Origin of the sequence: Enterococcus sp. AZ089, assembly GCF_050547225.1 — a bacterium.
In the GTDB taxonomy this organism is placed as follows: Bacteria; Bacillota; Bacilli; order Lactobacillales; family Enterococcaceae; genus Enterococcus_D; species Enterococcus_D entomosocium.
Window position 1 is genome coordinate 358,012 of record NZ_CP172954.1, and the last position, 22,876, is coordinate 380,887.

General features: G+C 44.4%; 17 protein-coding genes. All 17 read left to right on the top strand.

Features of this window, described 5'->3' with window-relative positions:
* Window positions 1-182 precede the first annotated feature (182 nt).
* On the top strand, window positions 183-1,094 hold the full coding sequence (locus IGJ01_RS01730) for an ABC transporter permease (protein ID WP_005232388.1): 912 nt from the start codon (window positions 183-185) through the stop codon (window positions 1,092-1,094).
* 11 nt (window positions 1,095-1,105) lie between these two features.
* Window positions 1,106-1,987 (top strand): carbohydrate ABC transporter permease, encoded by an 882-nt coding sequence (locus IGJ01_RS01735; RefSeq protein WP_005227173.1) that lies wholly within the window; start codon window positions 1,106-1,108, stop codon window positions 1,985-1,987.
* Between the two features lie 14 nt (window positions 1,988-2,001).
* Entirely contained in the window at window positions 2,002-3,603 is a 1,602-nt protein-coding gene (locus IGJ01_RS01740; RefSeq protein ID WP_086372551.1) for a sugar ABC transporter substrate-binding protein, read from the top strand.
* A 274-nt stretch (window positions 3,604-3,877) separates the two neighbouring features.
* A complete protein-coding gene (locus IGJ01_RS01745) occupies window positions 3,878-4,021 on the top strand; it encodes a hypothetical protein (RefSeq protein ID WP_194187873.1) in 144 nt (47 codons plus the stop codon).
* 13 nt (window positions 4,022-4,034) lie between these two features.
* Window positions 4,035-4,637, top strand: coding sequence for a DUF624 domain-containing protein (locus tag IGJ01_RS01750; RefSeq protein WP_429960346.1), 603 nt, complete (start codon window positions 4,035-4,037; stop codon window positions 4,635-4,637).
* Window positions 4,630-5,544 (top strand): acetylxylan esterase, encoded by a 915-nt coding sequence (locus tag IGJ01_RS01755; RefSeq protein ID WP_430601328.1) that lies wholly within the window; start codon window positions 4,630-4,632, stop codon window positions 5,542-5,544. Before IGJ01_RS01750 ends, IGJ01_RS01755 begins: the two co-directional genes overlap by 8 nt.
* A complete protein-coding gene (locus IGJ01_RS01760; protein WP_430601329.1) occupies window positions 5,541-6,320 on the top strand; it encodes an endonuclease/exonuclease/phosphatase family protein in 780 nt (259 codons plus the stop codon). Before IGJ01_RS01755 ends, IGJ01_RS01760 begins: the two co-directional genes overlap by 4 nt.
* Window positions 6,321-6,326: 6 nt before the next feature.
* Entirely contained in the window at window positions 6,327-8,477 is a 2,151-nt protein-coding gene (locus IGJ01_RS01765; protein WP_430601330.1) for a glycoside hydrolase family 3 N-terminal domain-containing protein, read from the top strand.
* A gap of 15 nt (window positions 8,478-8,492) precedes the next feature.
* Entirely contained in the window at window positions 8,493-11,783 is a 3,291-nt protein-coding gene (locus IGJ01_RS01770; protein WP_430601331.1) for a GH36-type glycosyl hydrolase domain-containing protein, read from the top strand.
* 13 nt (window positions 11,784-11,796) lie between these two features.
* A complete protein-coding gene (locus IGJ01_RS01775) occupies window positions 11,797-12,753 on the top strand; it encodes a LacI family DNA-binding transcriptional regulator (protein ID WP_244732914.1) in 957 nt (318 codons plus the stop codon).
* A 638-nt stretch (window positions 12,754-13,391) separates the two neighbouring features.
* Entirely contained in the window at window positions 13,392-18,275 is a 4,884-nt protein-coding gene (locus IGJ01_RS01780; protein WP_244732915.1) for a hypothetical protein, read from the top strand.
* Window positions 18,276-18,289: 14 nt separating this feature from the next.
* Complete coding sequence (locus IGJ01_RS01785; RefSeq protein ID WP_008376260.1) at window positions 18,290-18,658, top strand: LPXTG cell wall anchor domain-containing protein; 369 nt, start codon at window positions 18,290-18,292, stop codon at window positions 18,656-18,658.
* Window positions 18,591-19,304, top strand: coding sequence for a WxL domain-containing protein (locus IGJ01_RS01790; protein WP_016609549.1), 714 nt, complete (start codon window positions 18,591-18,593; stop codon window positions 19,302-19,304). Before IGJ01_RS01785 ends, IGJ01_RS01790 begins: the two co-directional genes overlap by 68 nt.
* Before the next feature lie 45 nt (window positions 19,305-19,349).
* On the top strand, window positions 19,350-20,150 hold the full coding sequence (locus IGJ01_RS01795) for a WxL domain-containing protein (protein ID WP_086332927.1): 801 nt from the start codon (window positions 19,350-19,352) through the stop codon (window positions 20,148-20,150).
* A gap of 11 nt (window positions 20,151-20,161) precedes the next feature.
* Window positions 20,162-20,902, top strand: coding sequence for a WxL domain-containing protein (locus IGJ01_RS01800; protein WP_005232357.1), 741 nt, complete (start codon window positions 20,162-20,164; stop codon window positions 20,900-20,902).
* Window positions 20,903-20,969: 67 nt separating this feature from the next.
* Window positions 20,970-22,052: a DUF916 and DUF3324 domain-containing protein gene (locus IGJ01_RS01805; RefSeq protein ID WP_016611453.1), complete on the top strand. Its 1,083-nt coding sequence runs from the start codon at window positions 20,970-20,972 to the stop codon at window positions 22,050-22,052.
* Window positions 22,042-22,842 (top strand): class A sortase, encoded by an 801-nt coding sequence (locus tag IGJ01_RS01810; protein ID WP_016611452.1) that lies wholly within the window; start codon window positions 22,042-22,044, stop codon window positions 22,840-22,842. The genes IGJ01_RS01805 and IGJ01_RS01810 overlap by 11 nt, the downstream gene beginning before the upstream one ends.
* Window positions 22,843-22,876 lie beyond the last annotated feature (34 nt).

Sequence of the window (22,876 nt, forward strand, 5' to 3'; positions counted from 1 at the left end):
ATAATAGCTTTTGTGTTTGTGAGGAAATCAACGAAATTTGTGAAAAAAGAAAACCTGAAAAAAATAATTGGAAAGGCTTGCATTTTCGAATGGCAGCGGATATAATCTTTTTGTAGAAACGTTTCACCAAAATGTGGAGATATACGTAGTGTTGCGAGGATAGAAAGAAGGAGATTTTGTGTATGAGTAAACTGCAAAAGTTTTATAGTCAACGGCAGCTTCACTGGATGGTTTTTCCCGGCGTGGCATTTATGATCGTATTTAATTATATTCCGATCTACGGAATTATAATCGCTTTCAAAAACTATACGGTGATTGACACGATTTCATCAGCACCATGGGTTGGGTTAGAGAATTTCCGTATCATTATGAATGACAGTTTTTTCTGGGAAGCAGTTAGAAATACGTTAGCCATCAGCTTATTGAAATTAGGATTAGGTTTTGCAATCCCGATTGTGTTAGCCATTATGATTTTTGAAATGCAAGATGGCCGCTTGAAGAAATTTATTCAAACGGTTTCATACATTCCCCATTTTTTCTCATGGATCGTGCTAGGTGGGATGATGATCTCTTGGCTGTCAACGAACGGCTTTATCAACCAAGTGTTGATGTCCGTAGGATTGATGGACAAAGGGGTCAATCATCTATTGGATCCAAGCAAATATTGGTGGATCGCGGTCCTTTCGGATCTATGGAAAGAAGTCGGCTGGGGAACGATTCTTTACTTGGCAGGTATGTCGCGGATCGATCCAACGTTTTATGAAGCCGCACGAATCGATGGTGCCAGCAAGCTAAGACAGATTCGTTCGATCACATTGCCATTACTGACACCGATCATCTCCTTAAACTTGATTCTGAATGTGAGCGGTATCTTAGGGTCAAACCTAGATCAAACATTAGTTTTGATGAATTCACAGAACCAAAACCGTTCAGAAGTTATCAACTCCTTTGTTTATAAAATGGGGTTGACGCAAGGTGATTTCTCTTATGCAACTGCTGTCGGCTTGGGGATCGCGGTCATTTCCGTCATCTTATTGGTGATCACGGATCGAGTGACCCGCAAGTTGAACAACGGCAATTCAGTTATCTTATAGGAGGAAAAAACATGATCAAAAGAAAAGCAAAAGAAAACACGTGGTTTTACTTCTTCAATACCGTGATCTTGATTTTATTCTCGTTAATGATCATTGTACCGATTTGGAATATCTTGGTTTCCTCCGTGTCTTCTAGTTCTGGATTAGCGGGCAACGGCCTCGTGTTATGGCCCAAAGGCTTTACCTGGGAAAACTATCGGAAAGTTTTTTCCGACGCAAGTATCCCCCGTGCCTTCTTGATCTCAGTGTTAAAAACGGTTCTTGGGGCTGCAACCCATACCTTGTTTTGTGCGATCGTGGCTTACGGATTGAGTAAATCACGCTTGGTTGGCCGCAACATTTATACAACGATGGGGGTCATCACCATGTACTTCAGTGGTGGGATGATTCCAACGTACTTGCTGATTCGCTCGCTAGGATTACTGGATTCTTTCTGGGTCTACATTATTCCAGCTTTGTTCAGCTATTATGATGTCGTGATTTTAATGAACTTTTTCCGTGAGATTCCGCCTTCACTCGAAGAATCGGCGAAGATCGACGGTGCAAGTGAATTCCAAATCTTTTATAAAATCTTCTTACCATTAACGAAACCGGCATTGGCAACCATCATCTTGTTCAACGGGGTTGGCCAATGGAACGATTTTATGACAACAAAACTGTATATCACAAAAGAGTATCTCTATCCGCTGCAAATGAAGATTTATGAAATCATCGTCCAATCCAACTTGAGTACGATGACTGAAAGCGGTAGTACCGACTTTATCGTCCAAGCAACGACCCGTGGGGTTCAGTTGGCTACGATCGTCATCACGACAGTGCCAATTTTAATTATATATCCATTGCTTCAAAAACACTTTATCGGCGGTATGATGGCCGGTGCAGTAAAAGAATAGAAAGAGGGATAGACATGAAAAAAGTAGTAGGCGGTTTATTGGCAGCATCAGCATTACTTAGCTTAGCAGCATGTGGCGGCAGCTCAGACAATGCCAGCAGTTCGGATTTTTCTATCAAAGATCGGTATGAGTTAGATGAAAAGACACCAGCATGGAAACTCGATACCAAAGAAGAACCAACCAAGATCACATGGTACATCAATTCAGACTGGACAGCTTTGCCATTTGGTGAAGATGTGACGACAGCCCAAATCAAAAAAGATTTGAACATTGATATTGAATTTATTTCAGGTGATGATTCGAAATTAAATGCTTTGATTTCAAGTGGTGATATGCCTGATATCGTGACGTTGATGGATAAAACCAGTCAAGCAGCCACAAAAGCTGATAGCTGGGCATACTCATTAAACGATTTAGCGGAACAATACGATCCGTATTTGATGAATGTCGTGACCGAAGATACCTTCAAATGGTTTGCTTTAGATGATGGCAAAACTTATGGCTATCCAAACTATTCCAACACAGCAGCGGACTACGAAAGCGGCAATATTCCCGTCAACGATAACTTTGTGATCCGTGAAGATGTCTATGAAGCATTGGGCAAACCAGATGTTTCGACTCCAGAAAACTATGTGAAAGTCATGAAAGAAATCAGCGAGAAATTCCCTGATTTGACACCAATGGGCTTCACAACGATCGGCGAAACAGCAGGACCATTCTTAGATAAATTGCAAGACTTCTTAGGTGTTCCGTTAGAAGATGAAGATGGTGCTTTCTACGATCGTAACTTAGATGAAGAATATATCTCATGGTTGAAAACCTTTAATCAAGTGTATCGTGACGGCAACATCAGTGATGACAGCTTTACCGATGACGGTCCAACCTATGATGAAAAAGTAAAACAAGGGGACTATGCAACGATCTTAGTAGCAGGAACGAGCGGACAAGGTGGGAACTTCACCGAATTCATGAAAAACTCTGACACACGCTACATCGCAATCGACGGACCTGCCAGCACTTCTGGTCGTGAAGCAACCTTGAACCAAACAGGAATCTCTGGCTGGTTGATCAACTACATCACAAAAGATGCGGCGGATCCAGCAAAAGTAACCCAACTCTTCACGTACTTGATCGATGAACCAGGACAAATTTTGACAAAATTCGGTGTTGAAGGCGTGACGTATGAATACAACGATGAAGGCAAAATCGATTACTTGCCAGAAATCAAAGAAATGGAACAAACCGACAACGAAGGCTACAACAAAAAATATGGTATCAGCCGTTTCAACTACTTTAACAACGACCGTGTCAATGCACTGAAAGTCAAAACCGAAAATGCGTTGACCCAAATGCAAGAATGGGGCGAAGGCAAATTGTATCCACACTTTGTGATCGAAAATACGGATCCAGATGCCGGAACTGCTGAAGCACGTTCAAACACAGCAATCAAAACCAAAATCAACAGTACGATCATCTCATTGATTCGTTCAAAAGATGAAGGAACATTTGACAGCACACTAACCGACTTTGAAGGCTTCTTAGATTCAAACAACTGGGATGCAATCAAAGACATTAAAACTGAAAAAATGGCCGAAAACCGCGAACGACTAGAATAACCCCCATAGGAGAGGAAAGGAAGCCAAAAAAAGACCTTTCCTCTCCCTTTACTTTGAATCACTGCGATTGGCTCACGTAGTGAGACAGAGCAGATGATGAAAAGTACTAGGCGACCGCAGGGAGCGTAGTGTCCATACAAAGAAGCACTGCGATTGGCTCGCGTAGTGAGACATGCAAGCTGCACTTAGTGTGTTTTACTTAGTGCAACTGTAGGCGAAGCGAAAGCGGAGACGAGCAGATGATGAAAAGTACTAGGCGACCGCAGGGAGCGTAGTGTCCGTACAAAGAAGCACTGCGATTGGCTCACTGAGTGAGACCTGCAACCCAGAAAACCCTACGTTGAGAAACGACCCAAAATCACAAGAAGGCAAGAAACAAGTTTACGCAGCACCCGCAGCACAAATCAGCAAGTTTTGATTGGAGGATCATAATGAATCGACTATTTTCTTATGAAGGATGGTACTATCGGGTCTTTGCTTTTCTAGCAGATATGATCATTGTTAGTTTTCTCTTTATGATTCCAGCAATGACGCTGATTCTCGCAGGGCCAGCATTGATCGCGCTGTATCGGACGATCGATCAATTGTACAAGGAACGAGATGTCCCGATTTGGCAACGATACAAGCAAGCATTCTTAAGCAACCTCAAACGTGGTCTCTTCTTAGAAGGTCTTGTTATGGCGTATGTCGCAGTCTTTGCCGGTTTGATCTATTCCTTGATGATGCTTACACCTTACTTTGGCGTTTTAGCCGTGATCCTCGTCAGCTTGGCTGCGCTGTATCTCGTCGTGTTCGTTCTCTTGTACAGTTTGTTTGCGCAATCATTGCAAGAAACAGCGAAAGAAACAGCATATGCGGTTCTTAGCAGTACGGCGAATGCGATCATTTTACTGGTGATCCCAATCATTGTTTTTGTATTGTGCAGCAAAGTAAACCTATTCTTATTTGTTTGTTTAGGCATTTCAGGATCAGCCTTTGTACAAGTGTTGTTTTTCAATAAAGTATTAGCGAAGGGAGAAGAGACAAATGACTGAATCGACCGCAACTGATCGATCCTGTTTTTGGGCTTCGGTCCAACAAGAACTTGACGCCCTTCCGCTAGCCTTTGAAAGAACCAAACAAGCGCCTTTGCTGAAAGGGATCGATTGTTTTACGATTTCTTTTCAAAGTCTTGGTAATGAAACGATCTATGGGCATCTGCTGCTGCCAGAACAAGCGGCAGATTGTCCAATCGTGATTGATTTTTTAGGCTATATGAATCATGTGCAAGAACCCTTCCAATTCGCTCATTGGTTACTGATCGGCTGCGGCTGTCTTGTCATCGACAATCGTGGACAAGGGGGACGCACGCAAGATCAAGTTCCTTATGAAACCACGCAGCATGAAGCACCTTTTGGACGCGGCATCTTGAAAAAAGAAGATTTTTATATGAAGCGATTGGTCGCAGATAGTTTGCGCACACTAGAAGTCCTTCAACAGATACCGGAAATCGATCCGCAGCGCATTATTTTAAGAGGCGGCTCACAAGGCGGCGGCATCGCCTTATTGGTCAACGCATTAACGAACGTCCCAATTTTTGCGACGTTTGCCGATGTGCCAAGCCACTCCAATCTTGTCCATCGGATCGAACAAAAAACAGGAAGTTACCATGTGATTCAAGAGTATATCGAACAATTTCCAGAAATGCGGGAAACGATCTATCAAGTCATGAGTTATTTTGATTTGAAGTATTTTGCTCATCAGATAACTGGTCCTGTTTATACATCGGTCGGCAGTGCTGATCCAATCTGTCCCATGGAAGATTTCTTCGTTTCCTATAAAAAGATTCCTGGACCGAAAGAATTGCGTATTTACTTAAATAAAGGGCATGGCGGCGGCGAAGCGAAACAAATCCGTCGTGAAATGCAGCAAATCAAAAAATTACTCAAAGGAAATGAATGAAGATGAAAGTAGCAACCTACAATCTACGAGTCGATACCGACTATGACCAAGAATGGCAATGGCACTATCGATCGGAGGCGGTTTGCTCCTTGATCGATTACTACGACTGGGATGTTCTGGCGATCCAAGAAGCTCGTCCCAGCCAATTTGCAGATTTAGCAAAGTTAGCGCAGTATGCTTCCGTCACTGCTGAACGAGATGGTGATGGCTTAGGCGAAGGCATTGGACTGTATTATCAAAAAGAGGCTTTCGAGTTATTAGCTTCAGGTTCGTTTTGGTTGTCATTGACACCGACTGAACCAAGTATTCATCCAGAAGCTGCGTATTCACGCTTATGTGTTTGGGCAGTCATACAGGAAAAAAAGAATCCGCCGTTTCTTGTCATCACGACCCATTTAGATAATATTTCAGAAATGGCTCGTTTTGAAGGGATGAAAGTGATCTTTGAGCAGCTGGCAGATCAAATCGAACGCTATCCTGTATTGCTGATGGGCGACTTGAATGCGGAGCCAACCGAGCGGGTGCATCGGTACTTAGAGCAACATTTTCAAAATGCCAAAGAACATGGACAGAAGCCCCATCACGGGCCAAAAGGCTCCTATCAAAATTTTATTTATACGTTACCATGGCAAGAACTAGAAGAAATTGATTATATCTATACGAAAGGCTTCACGGTGGTCAAAACCGCCTGTCTAACGGATTCTTGTGATCGTCGTTTTCCCTCCGATCATTTTCCTTTAGAAGCAGAAGTCCAATTTGAAGAAAGCAAAGGATGAATAAAAATGGAACAGCAGAAATTAACCGAACTACTTTCAGAAATGACCTTAGATGAAAAAATCGATCAGTTGCTGCAACTGGCAGCGGCTTTTTATTCAGATAAAGCAGAAGAGAAAACCGGCCCAATGGGCGACTTAGGACTGACACAAGAGAACATCAACAATGCGGGAACAACGCTAGGTGTTTCTGGTGCAAAAGAAGCGATCCGCGTCCAAAAAGAGTATATCGAAAATAACCGCTTGAATATCCCAACGATATTGATGGCGGACATCATTCACGGCTTTCGGACGATTTTTCCGATTCCATTAGGATTAGGTAGTTCATGGGATTTGGCAGCAGCGGAGAAGATGGCGGAAGTATCTGCCAAAGAAGCAGCTGTTTCTGGCTTGCATGTGACCTTTTCACCGATGGTGGACTTAGTAAGAGACCCACGTTGGGGCCGTGTCATGGAATCGACGGGGGAAGATCCTTACTTGAACAGTCGCTTCGCTGAAGCCTTTGTCAAAGGCTATCAAGGGGATGATCTGCGAACAGATTTCAACCGCGTGGCTGCGTGCGTCAAACATTTTGCGGCTTACGGTGCGGCTATCGGCGGTCGCGATTACAACACGGTCAATATGTCAGAACGCCAACTGCGAGAAAGTTATTTACCGGGCTATAAAGCGGCCCTTGATGCCGGTGCCAAACTGGTGATGACCTCCTTCAATACGGTGGACGGTATTCCAGCAACAGCCAATCGCTGGCTTTTCCGCGATGTTTTGCGAGAAGAATTCGGGTTTGAAGGCGTTGTGATCTCTGACTGGGCAGCAATCAAAGAAGTGATCGCCCATGGCGCAGCGGAAGATGAAAAACACGCCGCTGAATTAGCCATCAAAGCTGGGGTCGATATCGAGATGATGACGACTTGCTACACTGATAACTTGAAAGAGCTGATCGCAGAAGGCACCGTTGAGGAAGCCTTAGTCGATGAAGCCGTGCTAAGAATCTTGACCTTGAAAAATGAACTAGGTCTATTTGAAAATCCATACCGCGGTGCTGATGAAGCCGCTGAAGCAGCCACTGTTCTGTCTCAAGAACACCGAGAGATCGCCAGAGATATCGCAAAGAAATCAATGGTGTTGTTGAAAAATGAAGGTGTCCTGCCGTTGCAGAAAACCGAAAAAGTGGCGATTGTGGGCCCGGGTGCTCACTCCCGTGATCTATTAGGTGCTTGGTCTTGGCAAGGGAAACAAGAAGAAGTGGTGACGTTAGTGGCGGGGGCTCAATCCTTGGGTGCGGATCTGTTGATCGGTCAAGAGCCCTTTGATTATTTTGCGCCGTCTGAAGCAGCGATCCAAGAAGCGATCGAATTAGTGAAAGAAGCGGATAAAGTTGTCTTAGCGCTAGGAGAGCAAGAATGGATGAGCGGTGAAGCTGCCAGTCGCAGCGACATTCGCTTGCCGCAAGCCCAATTGTCCTTGGTTGAAACCTTGAAAGAATACAACGAGCAATTGATCGTAACCCTTTATAACGGTCGTCCTCTTGATTTGCAAGGGGTTGATGCAGCCAAAGCGATCGTCGAGGCTTGGTTCCCTGGAACCGAAGGCGGAAACGCACTTGCTCAGATCCTGTGGGGAGAATACAATCCAAGCGGCCGCTTGAGTATGTCATTCCCAGAAACCGTTGGACAAGTTCCTGTGTATTACAACGTTGACAATACCGGTCGTCCTTATGAAAGTGCACCGGATGAAAAATATGTCTCAAAATATTTGGATGTCTCCAATTATGCCAAATATCCATTTGGCTTCGGCTTGAGCTATAGCCCAGTTGCGTATTCTGCGGTGACGTTGGATCAACCGACCATGACCAAAGATCAAACAGTCACGGCATCCATCACTGTTACGAACCAAGGAACAGCAGCGGTCTGGGAAACGGTCCAATGCTACATTCGCGATTTAGTCGGTGAAGTGGTTCGCCCAGTGAAAGAACTGAAAGGCTTTAAGAAAATTTGGCTAGAAGCTGGCGAATCAGCAACCGTTCAATTTGAGATCACGGAAGAACTGCTGCGCTATGTCCACAGCAACCAACAAGCAAGCAGTGATCCTGGGAAATTCCACATCATGATTGGTGGGAACAGCCGAGACACCCAACAAACAACCCTGCAATTAGTGAGGTAAGATAGGAAGGTTTCTATGACGAAAAAAATAGTGATGAATAATGCAAATACGACCGTGACGTTTTTACCAAACGGTGATTTATATGAGATCCAAAGTCACGATGTGATGATCAATCAATTGAATGGGAATGCGCTAGATGGCAGTTTGAATCAAATCTATCTACGACTGCGTGAAGCGGGGGAATGGCACTTCATTCCCTTGATCGGCTCAAATGCTGACAGTGCCTTTGCTTACTCAGACAAACAGCTGACTTGGACTGGAACGTACCAGTCTATCAGTTACCAAGTAGATTTTCAATTGGCACAAGATTGCTGGTTCTGGCGAGTTCAATTGAGTGGTTCTGGGGAAGCGGAATTGGTTTACGGACAAGATCTTGGTAACGCAGCCAAAGGTGCTGTTCAATCCAATGAAGCCTATGTTTCACAATATATCGACCATCATGTTAGCCATGATAAGGATCGAATCGTGCTATCTTCGCGTCAAAATCAACCACAAAATGGTCAGTTTCCATTGGTGGAACAGGGCAGCTTCCAAGCCTTAAAAGGCTTCTCGACGGATGGCTATCAATTTTTCGGTCGCAGCTACAAAGAAACGAATCAACCAGCTGCACTCAGCCAAGAGACATTAGCCAATGAAGTGTATCAATACGAATTTGCCTATACGGCACTGCAAACGCAATGGTTGACAATAAGTGAGACACCTACGGAAATCGTTTTTTACGCAGCGGTCAAAGCCAATCAAGCGACGGCAGTCAATGAACCGCAGTTTGCACTTGAAACGTTGAAAGAAACGTATCAAGCCTTGTCCTTTGACTCGTTGCAGGCAACGGCGCAGGCTCGAAAAAACTTCGGTCGACCGCTCACAGGGCTGACATTTACCACAGAAGAAATCAACGAGCGATTTCCTCAGCAAGAAGCAGTGGAAATCGTTGACGAACAGCTGTATTCCTTTTTTACCCCTGACTATCACCATGTCGTGTTGAAGGAAAAGGAAGGACAGATGGAACGCTCCCATGGACATATTTTGATGAGCGGACAAGATCTGATCGTCGATCAACCCATTTTGAGCACGACCGTTTACATGACGGGGATGTTTAACTCCCAAATCGTATTAGGCAATACGAACATGAACAAATTGTTGAGCAATAGCCGCAACTCATTGAATCTTTTCAAACGTTCCGGTCAGCGGATCTATTTGAAAGACGGCGATCAATGGCGGATTTTAACGATGCCATCTGTCTTTGAAATGGGCTTGAATTCGGCGACGTGGTACTACAAAACAGCAGATGATGTCATTCAAGTAACGACTTTCACGAAAGCAAATGGACGCACGATTGCAACGACCATCACTAGTGAACAAGGTCGTGCCTACACCTGGGCCATCACTAATCAATTTGTGATGGGGATCGATGAAGCTGTACCGACTGCTACCATTTCGCAAGATCAACAATTGCTCACCATCAAAGGAACAGCGGATTCACCGATTGCGGAAACTTATCCAGAATTGACGTATTATCTCCATGCGGCTCAATCTTTTGAACTGACCGATGAAACGATTTTCAATGTGGCAGCCGACGATAGCACGACCGTATTGACCTTTGCAGAACAGGCGACGGTTTCCTTCGTGATCCAAGGCACACTGACTGGTGAACCCTTTGTTTCCGAAACGTTAGATCGCCAGCAAGAAGACACTGCCTATACGGCCTTTGTCGATGATTTGTTGAATCAGTTTGAATTGAAACATTCGCAGGCGGACGTCGTATCCTTCAATCACTTGGCACGTTGGTACACCCACAATATGCTTGTTCATTACTTGTCTCCTCATGGCCTTGAACAGTACGGTGGTGCTGCTTGGGGGACTCGAGACGTTTCCCAAGGACCGACTGAGTATTTCTTAGCACTTAATCGTCCTGAGATGGTGGCATCCATCATCGAGCATTTGTTTGAAAATCAATTTGCAGATGACGGCAACTGGCCACAATGGTTTATGTTTGATCGCTATGAGAAACAAAAAGCTGATGAGAGCCACGGAGATGTGATCGTCTGGCCAATGAAAGTCGTTAGTGACTATCTCGAAAAAACCAAAGACTTCGCGATTTTGGAAAAAGAACTGCCTTATACGGATCGCGCGACCTTCTTGAAAACCAAGACCAAAGCTTCTTTGTTTGATCATTTGAAAAAAGAAGTGGCGTATATCGAAGCGAACTTCTTGGAAGGAACGTACCTGTCTTGTTATGGTGATGGCGATTGGGATGACACCTTGCAGCCAAATAACAGTAAGTTGAAGAAACAAATGGCCAGCAGCTGGACCGTTGCCTTGACCTATGAAGTATTGAAAAAATTAGCCAGCCAGTTGCAGTCAGTTGACCCAGAGTATGCCAAACATCTAACGGAACTGTCTGCGGGAATCAAACATGACTTTGAAAAATACATGTTAGCTGATGGGACTTTGCCAGGATTTGTCTATATGGAAGATAGCGAGCACGTGGAACTGATGGTCCATCCGACTGACAAGAAAACCGGTATCCAATACCGCTTGCTGCCGATGCAGCAAAGCATGATCGGTGAGCTGTTATCTCCCGAACAAGCCGAGCATCATGTGGCGATCATCAAGGAGCATTTGCAATTTCCAGATGGGGTGCGCTTGATGAATCGTCCAGCGACTTATGCGGGTGGTGTCAGCACCAACTTCAAGCGGGCAGAACAAGCCGCCAACTTTGGACGAGAAATCGGTTTACAGTACGTTCACGCCCACATCCGCTTTATAGAGGCCATGGCGAAATTAGGTCGAGAAGAAGAGACTTGGCAAGCACTTGGGGTCATTAATCCGATCCAAATCGCTCAACGGGTCGAAAATGCGGAAATCCGTCAAGCAAATGCGTATTTCAGTAGTTCTGATGGCGATTTCAAAACAAGGGTTGAAGCCCAAGAAAATTTTGGTAAACTTAAGGAGGCAACAGTCGGCGTCAAAGGCGGCTGGCGCATCTATTCTAGTGGACCGGGGATCTATATGAATCAGTTGATCAGCAATGTGTTAGGCATTCGGACCTTTGTTGATCATGTTGAACTTGATCCTGTCTTGCCAGCGGAATTAGCAGGATTGACTCTGACATATCGACTCTTTGATCGGCCAGTCGAAATCGTCTATCATTCGTCAAGTACGCCGAAAATATTGATCAACGGCGAAGAAATGTCCACTGGGTTTGCGGAAAATCGCTACCGCCAAGGTGCGTTTGTCCTGAAGAAAGCAGCGCTTTGCGCCAAATTAAACGAAAACCAAACCAATACGATCGATATCTATCGTTAAGAAAGGAGAAGCCATGGTAGGAATCAAAGATATTGCCCAAAAAGCGGGTGTCTCCATATCCACCGTTTCGTATGCATTGAATGGCAGTCCAAAAGTGACCGAGGAAACCCGTGCGCGGATTCAAGCGATCGCAAACGAATTGAACTATGTTCCGAACATGGCTGCTCGCACACTGAAACGCAGACAAACCAACATCATCGGTGTTTATCTCGCCGATTATGCCGGAAGTTTTTATGGGGAATTGCTAGATGGCATCAAGAAAGGGTTGGAACTTTTCGGCTATGAAATGATCGTCTGCAGCGGCAAGAAATCACACTTGTTTATTCCTGAGCGGATGGTGGACGGTGCCATCATTTTGGATTGGACGTTTCCAGCAAAGGAAATCGAGCAATACGCCCAACGAGGGCATCAAATCGTCGTGTTAGACCGTGTCTTGTCTCATGAAAATATCCATCAAGTCTTGTTAGATAACAAAGGAGGGGCGGCGCTGGCGATCGATCGCTTGATCGCTGGACAAAGCCAAAAAGTCTTCCTCTTAGCAGGGCCAGAAAAAGGCTACGACAGTCGGGAGCGCTTGGAAGCCAGTACGAAAGAATTGACGCGCTTTGGTATTCCTTATGAAGTCATTCCTGGTGACTTCACGGAACCTTCTGGTTATCGAGCGGCAAAACAGCTCTTAGCAAATGATCCCCAGTTTCCCATTGATATCTTTGCCTTCAATGATGAAATGGCGATCGGGGTCTACAAATATGTCCGCGAGACCGACTATCGCATCGGAAAAGAGATCCGCATCATCGGGTTTGATAACACGGAATTAGGCGCTTTTGTGCAGCCGCGCTTAGCGACGATCTCCTATTCGAAACATCGATGGGGCATGGTGGCAGCTGAGAAAATCGTACAATCGATCCAAGGGGAACCAGTGGCGGACGAGCATATTTATACCACTTTTGTGGATGGTGGCTCGTTTTAACAAGCAATACAAAAAAAGTATTAAGCAGTGAAGACTGTTTGATACTTTTTTTGTTTTATAAATATCCGCATTTCTTAAATATTTATATAATACATCATCCTAAAAGTAATTTTGCAAAAAAAAATATTTTTTTTTTTTTGTTATTTTAAATATAGATGATTAAAAAAACTCTCTAATTATTGTTGTAACATTATAACCATTATATTGTTTAGGGCGAGTAAGGATTGATTGGGTACTAATTATTAGTTAGTTTTAGCTATTTAAATTATAACTGATGTTCTATTTGTCAATTTTTTTGGATTTTAATTTATTTTTCTAATGTAACGCTCATTTTCTCTCTTGATTTATTCCTCGTTTTTTGTATTATCTGTAAGGATGAATGAATCCTTGATACTCATTGTTTGCAAAAAAAGGTTTTTAAAATAGGTTTTCTTCAAAGAAGTTTTTAAATTAAAAATAAGTTCATTATAAATGGAAATTGTTAGATATTTTTAATTATGAAAAAACAATTATAATCATAATTTTGAGTGGGAGAAAAAAAGAATTATAATTTTTTTTCTTGAAATCGCTAAACTAAGAGTTGTAACACAGGGCGTGCACTGCGCGATACGTTCATTTTTTTAGATAGGAGGGATAAAGTGAAACGGTTTTTAACAACTTTGCTTGTTTTTCTACTAACATCAGGTCCTTGTTTTTCATATGCAATGGTAGTGGCACAAGCCGAAAGTGTTACAAAAACAAGTGAAGAACAAATGATTTCTTCTGCTGAGCCGGTCGCTTCATCAACCGACAATCAGGAAGAAACCAATCAAACGGAAATACAAGAATCTAGCGAAGCTGCTTCGGCAGATTCGACTGCAGCAACCACTGAGACATCTTCTTCTGAGACAGAAGAGTCATCCGAAGCTGTAGAAGAAGTCCAGGTGACCTTTCTAACAGATACTGAGCATGTATTTGCTACCAGAAAAACTCGCATCCAAATCAGCAAAAATAAAGGGGAAGCATTAAAAGAAAGTGAACTGCCGGCTTTTGAAGATGATAGGAATTTTGAAGGATGGGCGTTAGACGGTACGGTCTATACAAGTCAAGCGCTGACCGAATTGATTCTCACGGAGAATCAAACCTTGACCGCTGTTTTTAAACCGACTGTTAAGGCAAGAGCGGCGGACATCTCGTTGGCAGAACAATCGATCAAAGAGATCATTGCAGAAGCCGATAAAACGAAAGTGATCGCTGTACCAAGTCCAGCTGGAGATGATTCAGCATATGCAGAATACACCAATAGTGCTGAAGGGATTCGTCAAGCGTTGTTTGATATGTATCAAAACGGCAATGGTCAAGAATTTGCTTTGTATGTCGGCTCTGGCTCAGCTTTAGCGACTTTGCCAACAAATCTGACTTCAAAGACGATTCCAGACACAGTCGATAATACCAACATGACTTTTTATGCACTACAAGGAAAAATCAGTCGCTTGATCATCACAGGGCATAGTGATGATCCCATCACAGATGCAACAACGTTGACTTCGGGTAGTCGAACCGTTCCTTTTGGCACGGACATCTACTTTGGTTCTGATGTAGTGATTCGAAACCTCAACTATACGGGGACGAGAATGTACATGAATGGACATAGTCTTTCCTTGAACGGTGGTTCCACCGGCAATGGCCTTTCTATTTATGGAGGAAGCAACAATGGCGACCTTACTGGAAATCCGACGATCACTGTAAATGCGACAGGCTCTGGAACTTGGAACATCTATGGTGGGAATCAAAGCGGTGGTACATTGACTGGGAATACAGCGGTTGTCGTAAATAATACGGTGGGCGGCATCAGTACGATTGCAGGAGGTGCCAATATCGGTACGATTGATGGGAATACCAGTGTCACGATCAATCGACTAAATGGCACACTGACCAATTATTATGGGGGCGGTGTCGGAACCACTACTTCAAATACAGCCAATGTTACCGGTAATGTCGCAACAGTCTTTCAAACAACGAACACCAATTTCCGTTTAGGAACCTATTATGGCGGTGTTCAATACGGGAACATTGGTGGAACAGTCCACAATACTCTCACAGGAGTAGGTGGTTGGACCGGTACAGGATTGAATTATTATGGTGGTTCCAGAGAAGGAAATATTGGACAGACACGAGAGCAAACAGCGATTACGAACCAAGTAGACACTAGCGCCTATTCTACAGGAGCAGCCTATTTTATTGGTGCCAATCGAACCAATGGAACGATTACTGGGAGTATTGAAAATACGATTAAAGCAGGTGACTACAATCAAGGGTCGTTCAATCGTGTCGATGGCGGAGCAGGAATGGACGTAAGTGTTACCAGTCTGCAAACTGGATCTGATAGTGTGTATGACGCGATGACACCAACTGATCGCCGGGCTTACGCTGAAACCACTGCTCGCTTTAAAGTATACGGTGATATTACGACGAAAATCCTAGAAGGCTGTGTCAGCTATGGAGGAGACAACTTATCGTATACGCGGGCAGCTGGGTATGGTGGCTTTATTGACGGCAGCACAACTGTCGAAGTCGGCGTATTAAATGATTCTCGCACGGTCGGCGGACCTGGATTCGTTTATAGTTATGGGGGACGATCTTATAAAGATGGTATTGCCTATTCAAATAGCTTGAATTCACGAGCAAATGGTGTCGGAACGTTTGATATCGTAGGCGGAGGCGGTACCAATGGTGTGCAAGCAACCAACCTTTATATTTATGGGGATACAAAAACAGTCTTAAACAATGTAGTCGCTCGTTGGACCTATGGTGGTGGTTTTTCAGGAATCATCGAGGGAAACACGGCAAACATCTTGAATGGCGGGATCGTGGATACGTTGGAAGGTGCAGGATATACCGGTAAACGTGTATTTGGTAATTCACATGCTGAAGTAAATTACGGTCAAGTCGACTGGTTTCTCAGTGGCGGCGGTTGGGGGGATGCCAAAATTACTGGGGACGTTTCAGTGACTGTTCATGATGGTATCATCAATGCCTCAATGGGGGCCTCGTATGGGTATTTTTCTGGACACACGATCAATGGAAATTCTGATAATCGAATTTACGGCGGAGATTTTTCTGGAACACCTCGGACAGGTCCAAGTGCTTTTTCTGGGGGAATCACGAATGCAGGTTCGCTGCTAGGGGATGCACAATTAACAATCGATCTAAGGGATTATGAAGGGGAATTTAAGCTTCCTTCAGGAACGAATATCTCAGGTGGAAATCCGTATAACAGTACCAACATCGTTGGGACTGACAGCTCCAATACGATTACATTGAACATTTATACAAAACCGGGATCAGATGCATTGAACGGGGCAACGATCTATGGCGATGGTGGTTCAACGGCCGCCAACACAAGAAGCGGTAAAATCAATATTAATATACAAGCAGAAGGATCAAGCATCGGTAACTTGTATACAACAAATTATTCAAACATTTCTTCAAATCGAATTTTAAGAGATGTCGAGATGCGAGTTCAAGGAGCCAAAAGTATTAATGGGATCTCAGGCGGAAATGCGTCAGACAGCTTTATCAACACGATCGTAGCCAACAGCAGTAATCAAGTGAAGATGAGCTTTGGTGAAAATGTCGATGGGACAGCTTCTTATCAAACTGATCCGATCGCTGTGACGGGTCTGGGGATTGTTAACTTTACCGAATTGAACGTGACAAATGGCATCAAGCTGATGGCCAATGGGGGAGACATCAAAAATGGCCGTTCAGCCACTGCTGCGAATCACGCAACGACCTATCATCAGTTCGGTGACATCCATCTTTCCAAGGATGCCGGTATCGGTATTTCTTCTGCAACGAATTTGATTTCAGGCGCGAAGTTAACGGTGGAAGACAAAGGGACGATTGAGTCACCGCCGGGAACGGGGCGAATCAATCTTTCAGATTTCGCAACACCAGATACGGACAAAGATCATTTAACGTGGCTGAAAACGACGACCAATGATGCAGGTTCTCGAGTCAACAGTCAAGGGACGTGGTTTGGAGCGGTTAGTGCCTATCAAGTACTGACTATAAATCCAACTGCTGCTAATGCTGCAGCGATCACGCCAATCAACTTCAGCGGGATCGAAAAAGCGACTGGGAAAACCTTCATCGGGGACAACGATGTGACCAATGCAGCCAACGGGTACGGTATTGCGATACCAGGTTCGATCATTAACTACGAAGTCGAAACACCGGGAGTCGCTAACGGGATTGGCGCCATTAGTCACAATGTAACGGCAGTCAAAGAGAACAATACGCCGCTGACCTTGCAAGCATGGGGAACTGAGCAGGCGGGGACACAGGTGCAAAAAGGGCGTTTATTGATTCCCTACACGGTAACGGAATTGCCAACATTGACGTTTACACCAGAAACCCAAACGTCCGGTTCATGGGTCTATGCGGGGCAAATCAAATCCAGCAAGCTGGATAGCACGGATCAGCAGTTGACGGAACAACCAGATTCAGAGCCAGTTGACTGGACGAGTCCTGATGGGGAGTATAGTTACGATATTAGTGTCCGCTACTCAAATAAGGCGGAAGTCCAAGCCCGCAATGTGATCCTTACAGAGCAAGAGGCACAATCGCTGACCAAAGAACAAGCCGTGACTTATCTCGAAGCCAGCGGGCGTCCTTTCTTTAAGGATACGCTGACAGATGAGGTCTTAGCTGCGATTCAAGAACCGTTAGAAACAGCGGTCTACCGCAAACAAGCGATCACTTTTTCAGTAGGGGAAAACGATCAGAATCAGGCAGAAACTACCGTGAATCTGGTGGTGGTCAAAAATGAAAGTGTCATTTCTGCTGATCGGCAATTTGCCGTCTATGCAAAAGATGTCCGTTTGACCTTACCAGAAGCAACGGCGCTGACAGATGAAGCCGCTTTGGCAGACTATACCCAAGCAACCACGATTTTTGCAGATAATCGGGCAAATATACCACCGACTGTCGATCCGCAAGCTTTTGCCGCGATCCAGCAAGCAACGGAAGATGAGCTGTTGAAAAATGTATCAACGGCTTACCATTATGAAGCAGGCAGTCAACGGGCAGAAAAAGTCGTCAATGTCGCAGTTGCCGGCGAGCTTATTTTAAGCAGTGTGCCAACAGACTTTGATTTTGGGCAGCAGAAAGTTGCCACAGAAACACAAGATTATTGGCCAACGATCACAGGTGAGCTAGCGGTGAAAGATACGAGAGGGTCCGAACGGAGTCCATGGCGCTTGACGGTCAAAGAGCAACAGCCATTAACGGATGGGACAGATCAATTAACCGATGTCTTCCGCTTTGTGACAAACGGTCAAGAACAGATGATAACCAGTGGGGAAATGATCATCGAGGAAACGGAATTGACAGAAAATGGCACATACGTCGTGAATCAGCACTGGGGCGAAAGTCAGAATGAAGGAATCAAGCTTACCGTTCCAGTCGAACAGCAAAAAGTTGGGGACTATCAAGGAACCTTGAGCTGGCAACTGGTTTCGGCACCGGGCAACCCATAAAGGCAGGAAAACAAATGAAAAAAATCATGATCGGTATTATTGCTGGCTGTCTATTAATATTTCCTCAGCTCGTTTCAGCAGCCGAAGCAGGTGCTTATGACAGCAATGGCATTACTTCCTTTTTCGGCGTCTATGAAGAACCAGTTGAGGAGCCAGAAGAGCCCGTAAAAGAACAGCCAGGGAATAAACAAGTTAATCAAAAAGGCAACAATATTCTGCCGGCAACAGGATCAGATCACTTCAATAGCTATCAAAGCAGTGGTCTTGTCGTTTTGTTGGCAGCAGGAATCATTTTAATCAAAAGGAGAACAAAAAATGAAAAAACTTTTCTTGACGGCAGGCATTCTATTGATGAGCACTGCTCTGTTACCAACAACCGTTAATGCCGCTGAATACACTTCAAATGGAGCAATCACTTTTGAAGCGGACCCGAATCCAACCAATCCAGTTGATCCGACCGATCCAGAAAAACCAGTGGATCCCGTCGATCCAACCGATCCAGATGGACCAAATCCTGGAACAGCTGGACCATTATCGATTGATTTTGCTTCAAGTTTTCAATTTGGCAACCAACTGATTACTTCTGAAACAAAAGATTATTACGCACAGCTGCAAGAGTTCACAGCTGGCGCTGCTGGACCAAACTATGTGCAAGTAACAGATAAACGAGGAACGCAAGAAGGTTGGTCATTGAGTGTTGTGCAAAACGGACAATTCAAAACGGCTGATGACGAAGAGCTAGTCGGCGCTTCATTATCGATCGCCTCAGGTGCAGCAACTTCAGTCACCGATATGCAGTATGCACCAACAGTTACTGCAAGTCATACCTTTGTACCCGATAGTGAAATCACCTTGGTCAATGCACCTGTCGGAAAAGGAATGGGAACTTGGATTTACAAGTTTGGGAACGATGCAACGGAAGGGTCAACGGCAGTAAAATTAAACGTACCAGGCAGTTCCGTAAAATTAGCCAAAGAGTATCGGACGACATTGACTTGGAATTTAAAGAATGTCCCTGAAAGCAATTAAAATCACTGATTTTCAGTAAAACAGATAAAGGAGTGTCAAATAGAAATGAAAAAAACAGCATGGGTCTTTGTAAGTCTTGCCGTCTTGGCAGCAGCGAGTGCAGCAACCGAGGTTTCAGCAGCCGAAGCGGCTTCTTACACCTCAAATGGGGCGGTTGATTTTATTCCGAATACTGATCCGACGAACCCAGTCAATCCAGAAAATCCAGATCCAGAAAACCCGGTCAATCCTGTGGATCCAACCGATCCCGATGGACCAAATCCTGGAACGAATGGCCCATTATCGATCGATTATGCCTCTAGCTTAGATTTTGGTGTCAATAAAATCTCTAATAAAAACGAAGTCTATTATGCACGAGCACAAGGGTACTTGAACGATGATGGCACAGCTTCTACATTAAAAACTGCCAATTATGTCCAAGTAACTGATAATCGCGGTAGTAATGCCGGTTGGCGGTTGTCTGTGAAGCAAAATGGTCAATTTAAAAATGAGACGACCTTGAATAAAGAATTGACAGGTTCTGTCATCACCCTAACAAGTCCTGCCGTTAAATCAAATGCGGTTGGCGTCACAGCTCCCGTGGCAGAAGCAACGATCACGTTGGATGCAGCCGGTGCTGAATCAGTGGTGATGACTGCAGCAAAGCAAACAGGTGCTGGAACATGGGTCAACGCTTGGGGAAGTGTTGAGTCGATCACTGAAATAGACAAAGATGATCAAGAAGTACAAGCCGATATTACCAAAGCAGTCGCACTTTCTGTACCAGGCAGCACCCCAAAAGATGCCGTTAGCTACACGACTACATTGACTTGGGTATTATCAGATACACCAGGAACGGAAGGATAAGGAGTATAGACATGAAAAAAACACTAGCATTTCTCTCAGTATTAGGCTTAAGCCTAGCAGCACCAGTGCTGGCACAAGCAGCGGACAGTGCAGAATACAACTCAAATGGACAAATCACCTTTGAACCAAATACGGATCCAACTAATCCAATCAGCCCAACGGATCCAGATCCAGAAAATCCAATCAAACCAGTGGATCCAACGGACCCAGATGGACCAAATCCGGGAACGAACGGACCGCTATCGATTGATTTTGCTTCAAGCCTTTACTTTGGCACACAAAAAATCACCTCAAAAACAGAGATCTACCATGCGGAAACTCAAAAATATGTGGATTCAGTTGGTGATAATCAAGAAGGACCGAATTTTGTCCAAGTGACAGACAATCGGGGAACAGAGAGCGGTTGGACATTGAATGTTCGCCAAAATGGTCAGTTCAAAACAGCGGAAGATCAAGAATTGACTGCTGCGCAAATTCGTTTGACGAAGGGAACTGTGGTAACTCCTTCATTGTCACCAAAACCATCAAATGTGAGCGCAACGATCACATTGAATCCAAATGGTGCCCAATCCTTAGTGATGAGTGCCCAAGATGGCGAAGGGGCAGGGACCTATTTAATGAGCTGGGGCGATAGTTTAGCTGCAGCCATGGATAGCATTGAGTTGGAAGTTCCAGGCTCAACGACGAAATATGCCAGCCAATACAACACCACATTTACTTGGTTACTAACAGACACACCAACCAACCCATAAGTACCAGCTTTCTCCTTGAACCTCGAAAGGGTTCAAGGAGAATACATAGAAAGAAGGGACATCCATCATGAAAAAAATCAAACAGCTTTTGGCGCTCCTATTCGCAAGTATTTTCTTTTTTGTACCAACCATAGGAACCGCTTCTGAATTTAACTTTGCCGTCAATCCAGTGATTCCAGAGAATCAAATCGATAAAGAAAAGACTTATTTTGACTTGAAAATGGAGCCAGGAGCGGTTCAAACTGTAGAAGTCCAATTGCGCAATGACACCGATCAAGAGGTCGTCATCGCGCCAGTGATCGCTTCTGCTACTACGAATCTAAACGGGGTCGTGGAATATGGCGAAAACGACATCGAAGCGGACGAAACCTTGCCTTATGATATGGCTGATTTGATTGAAGTGGAGGAAGAGATCACGATCCCGAAACAATCCCAAATCACCTTACCCTTAAAGATCAGTATGCCCTCAGAATCGTTTGAAGGGGTTATTGCCGGTGGTTTGACCTTGAAAGAAACGACAGCGGAAACCGATACTGCTGACAGTGAAGAAGACCAAGGGTTAGCCATCAAGAATGAGTATGCCTATGTCGTTGCGATTTTACTCCGTCAAAATACAACAGAAGTCACGCCGGATCTAAAACTGCTGGATGTTGGACCGGGACAAGTCAACGCTCGCAATACCATCAATGTTACGTTGCAAAATCCTGAATCAGCTTACTTAAATTCCTTACGGTTGATCAATGAAGTGAAGAAGAAAGGCGATAGTGACGTCTTGTATGCTTCAGATACCTCACGAATGCAAATGGCACCTAATTCAAACTTCTCGTACCCAATTTCCTTGGAAGGACAACGTTTAGAAGCAGGGACCTATGTGTTGACTTCCGTGGCCTATGGTGGGAAAAGCGATGAAGGACAATACAAAGTGGAGAATGAAGAAGGCGAGGAAGAAAGCTATCTCTATAAATGGAGCTTCGAAAAAGAATTCACAGTGACTGGCGATGTTGCTCGTGATCTTAATAAGAAAGATGTGACGATCGAAACAGATTACACGTGGCTTTACTTCTTGATCGGCGGTCTGTTGCTGCTGCTCGCCTTACTGCTGCTTTTATGGTACCGACGAAAGAAAAAAAATGAAACGGATGAAGCGTGAGCACCTTGAGAAATACTTGATCGATGGCTTGATCATCGCAGGTATCCTCTTGTTGGCACTTCCTTTTTTAAAAGAAAGCATCGTCAGTTGGCAATTACGCACAAGCGAATTGACGATAGCGACCCAGCTGCCGACAACGATTCCAGAAGAAGAAACGATTCAAATGCCGGCTCTAGGGGATGTATTGGCTCCGCAGTCGGCAACGATCACCGGGTACGGCTTTGTTGCAATTGAAGCGATCGAGTTCCAGCAGCCGCTATTGGTGGGGATAACCAATCAGCAGCTGCTGAAAGGCGGTGTCGTGATGTTTCCGGAACGTTTGTTAAAAAATAACAATTTTGTCGTTTTAGGGCATCATCTCGGTAGACAAAGTTTGTTATTTGGTCAATTGCTAGAAGCACAGGTGGGGATGGAAGTGTCCGTAACCTACCTCGAGGAACGCCAGCAGTATATTATTATCGATAAAAAAGTCGTAGATGAATCCGACTTGTCGGTTCTAACAGATGACCAGACACCAAAGTTGACATTGATTACTTGTCCCACACCTACTCGAACAGAAGAACGCTACGTGCTGACAGCGATTCCTGTTGAGCAAGCAACTGCCGGGCAGTCGCAAAACACAGCGACCATGGGCAGTACGTCACAAGGCGCAAGAGTGTTGGCTCAAAAACAAGAAATGTTATGGAAACAACAATCTGAAAAAAATTGGTTTCTTTTATTTGTTATTTTATTTATAATTAGTGGATGTCTGCTTGGCGTTCACAAACTGTTGAAACGTTCAGCGCCGTAGAAAGAGCATCAAAAAGAAGCTCTGTTGATAAGGA

Bases quoted from the DNA above. Each gene is read 5' to 3' on its own strand.
- IGJ01_RS01765 (WP_430601330.1), top strand. From the start codon at position 6,327: ATGGAACAGCAGAAATTAACCGAACTACTTTCAGAAATGACCTTAGAT.
- IGJ01_RS01810 (WP_016611452.1), top strand. From the start codon at position 22,042: ATGAAGCGTGAGCACCTTGAGAAATACTTGATCGATGGCTTGATCATC.
- IGJ01_RS01790 (WP_016609549.1), top strand. From the start codon at position 18,591: ATGAAAAAACTTTTCTTGACGGCAGGCATTCTATTGATGAGCACTGCT.
- IGJ01_RS01785 (WP_008376260.1), top strand. From the start codon at position 18,290: ATGAAAAAAATCATGATCGGTATTATTGCTGGCTGTCTATTAATATTT.
- IGJ01_RS01795 (WP_086332927.1), top strand. From the start codon at position 19,350: ATGAAAAAAACAGCATGGGTCTTTGTAAGTCTTGCCGTCTTGGCAGCA.
- IGJ01_RS01750 (WP_429960346.1), top strand. From the start codon at position 4,035: ATGAATCGACTATTTTCTTATGAAGGATGGTACTATCGGGTCTTTGCT.
- IGJ01_RS01760 (WP_430601329.1), top strand. From the start codon at position 5,541: ATGAAGATGAAAGTAGCAACCTACAATCTACGAGTCGATACCGACTAT.
- IGJ01_RS01800 (WP_005232357.1), top strand. From the start codon at position 20,162: ATGAAAAAAACACTAGCATTTCTCTCAGTATTAGGCTTAAGCCTAGCA.
- IGJ01_RS01805 (WP_016611453.1), top strand. From the start codon at position 20,970: ATGAAAAAAATCAAACAGCTTTTGGCGCTCCTATTCGCAAGTATTTTC.
- IGJ01_RS01775 (WP_244732914.1), top strand. From the start codon at position 11,797: ATGGTAGGAATCAAAGATATTGCCCAAAAAGCGGGTGTCTCCATATCC.
- IGJ01_RS01755 (WP_430601328.1), top strand. From the start codon at position 4,630: ATGACTGAATCGACCGCAACTGATCGATCCTGTTTTTGGGCTTCGGTC.
- IGJ01_RS01735 (WP_005227173.1), top strand. From the start codon at position 1,106: ATGATCAAAAGAAAAGCAAAAGAAAACACGTGGTTTTACTTCTTCAAT.
- IGJ01_RS01770 (WP_430601331.1), top strand. From the start codon at position 8,493: ATGACGAAAAAAATAGTGATGAATAATGCAAATACGACCGTGACGTTT.
- IGJ01_RS01740 (WP_086372551.1), top strand. From the start codon at position 2,002: ATGAAAAAAGTAGTAGGCGGTTTATTGGCAGCATCAGCATTACTTAGC.
- IGJ01_RS01730 (WP_005232388.1), top strand. From the start codon at position 183: ATGAGTAAACTGCAAAAGTTTTATAGTCAACGGCAGCTTCACTGGATG.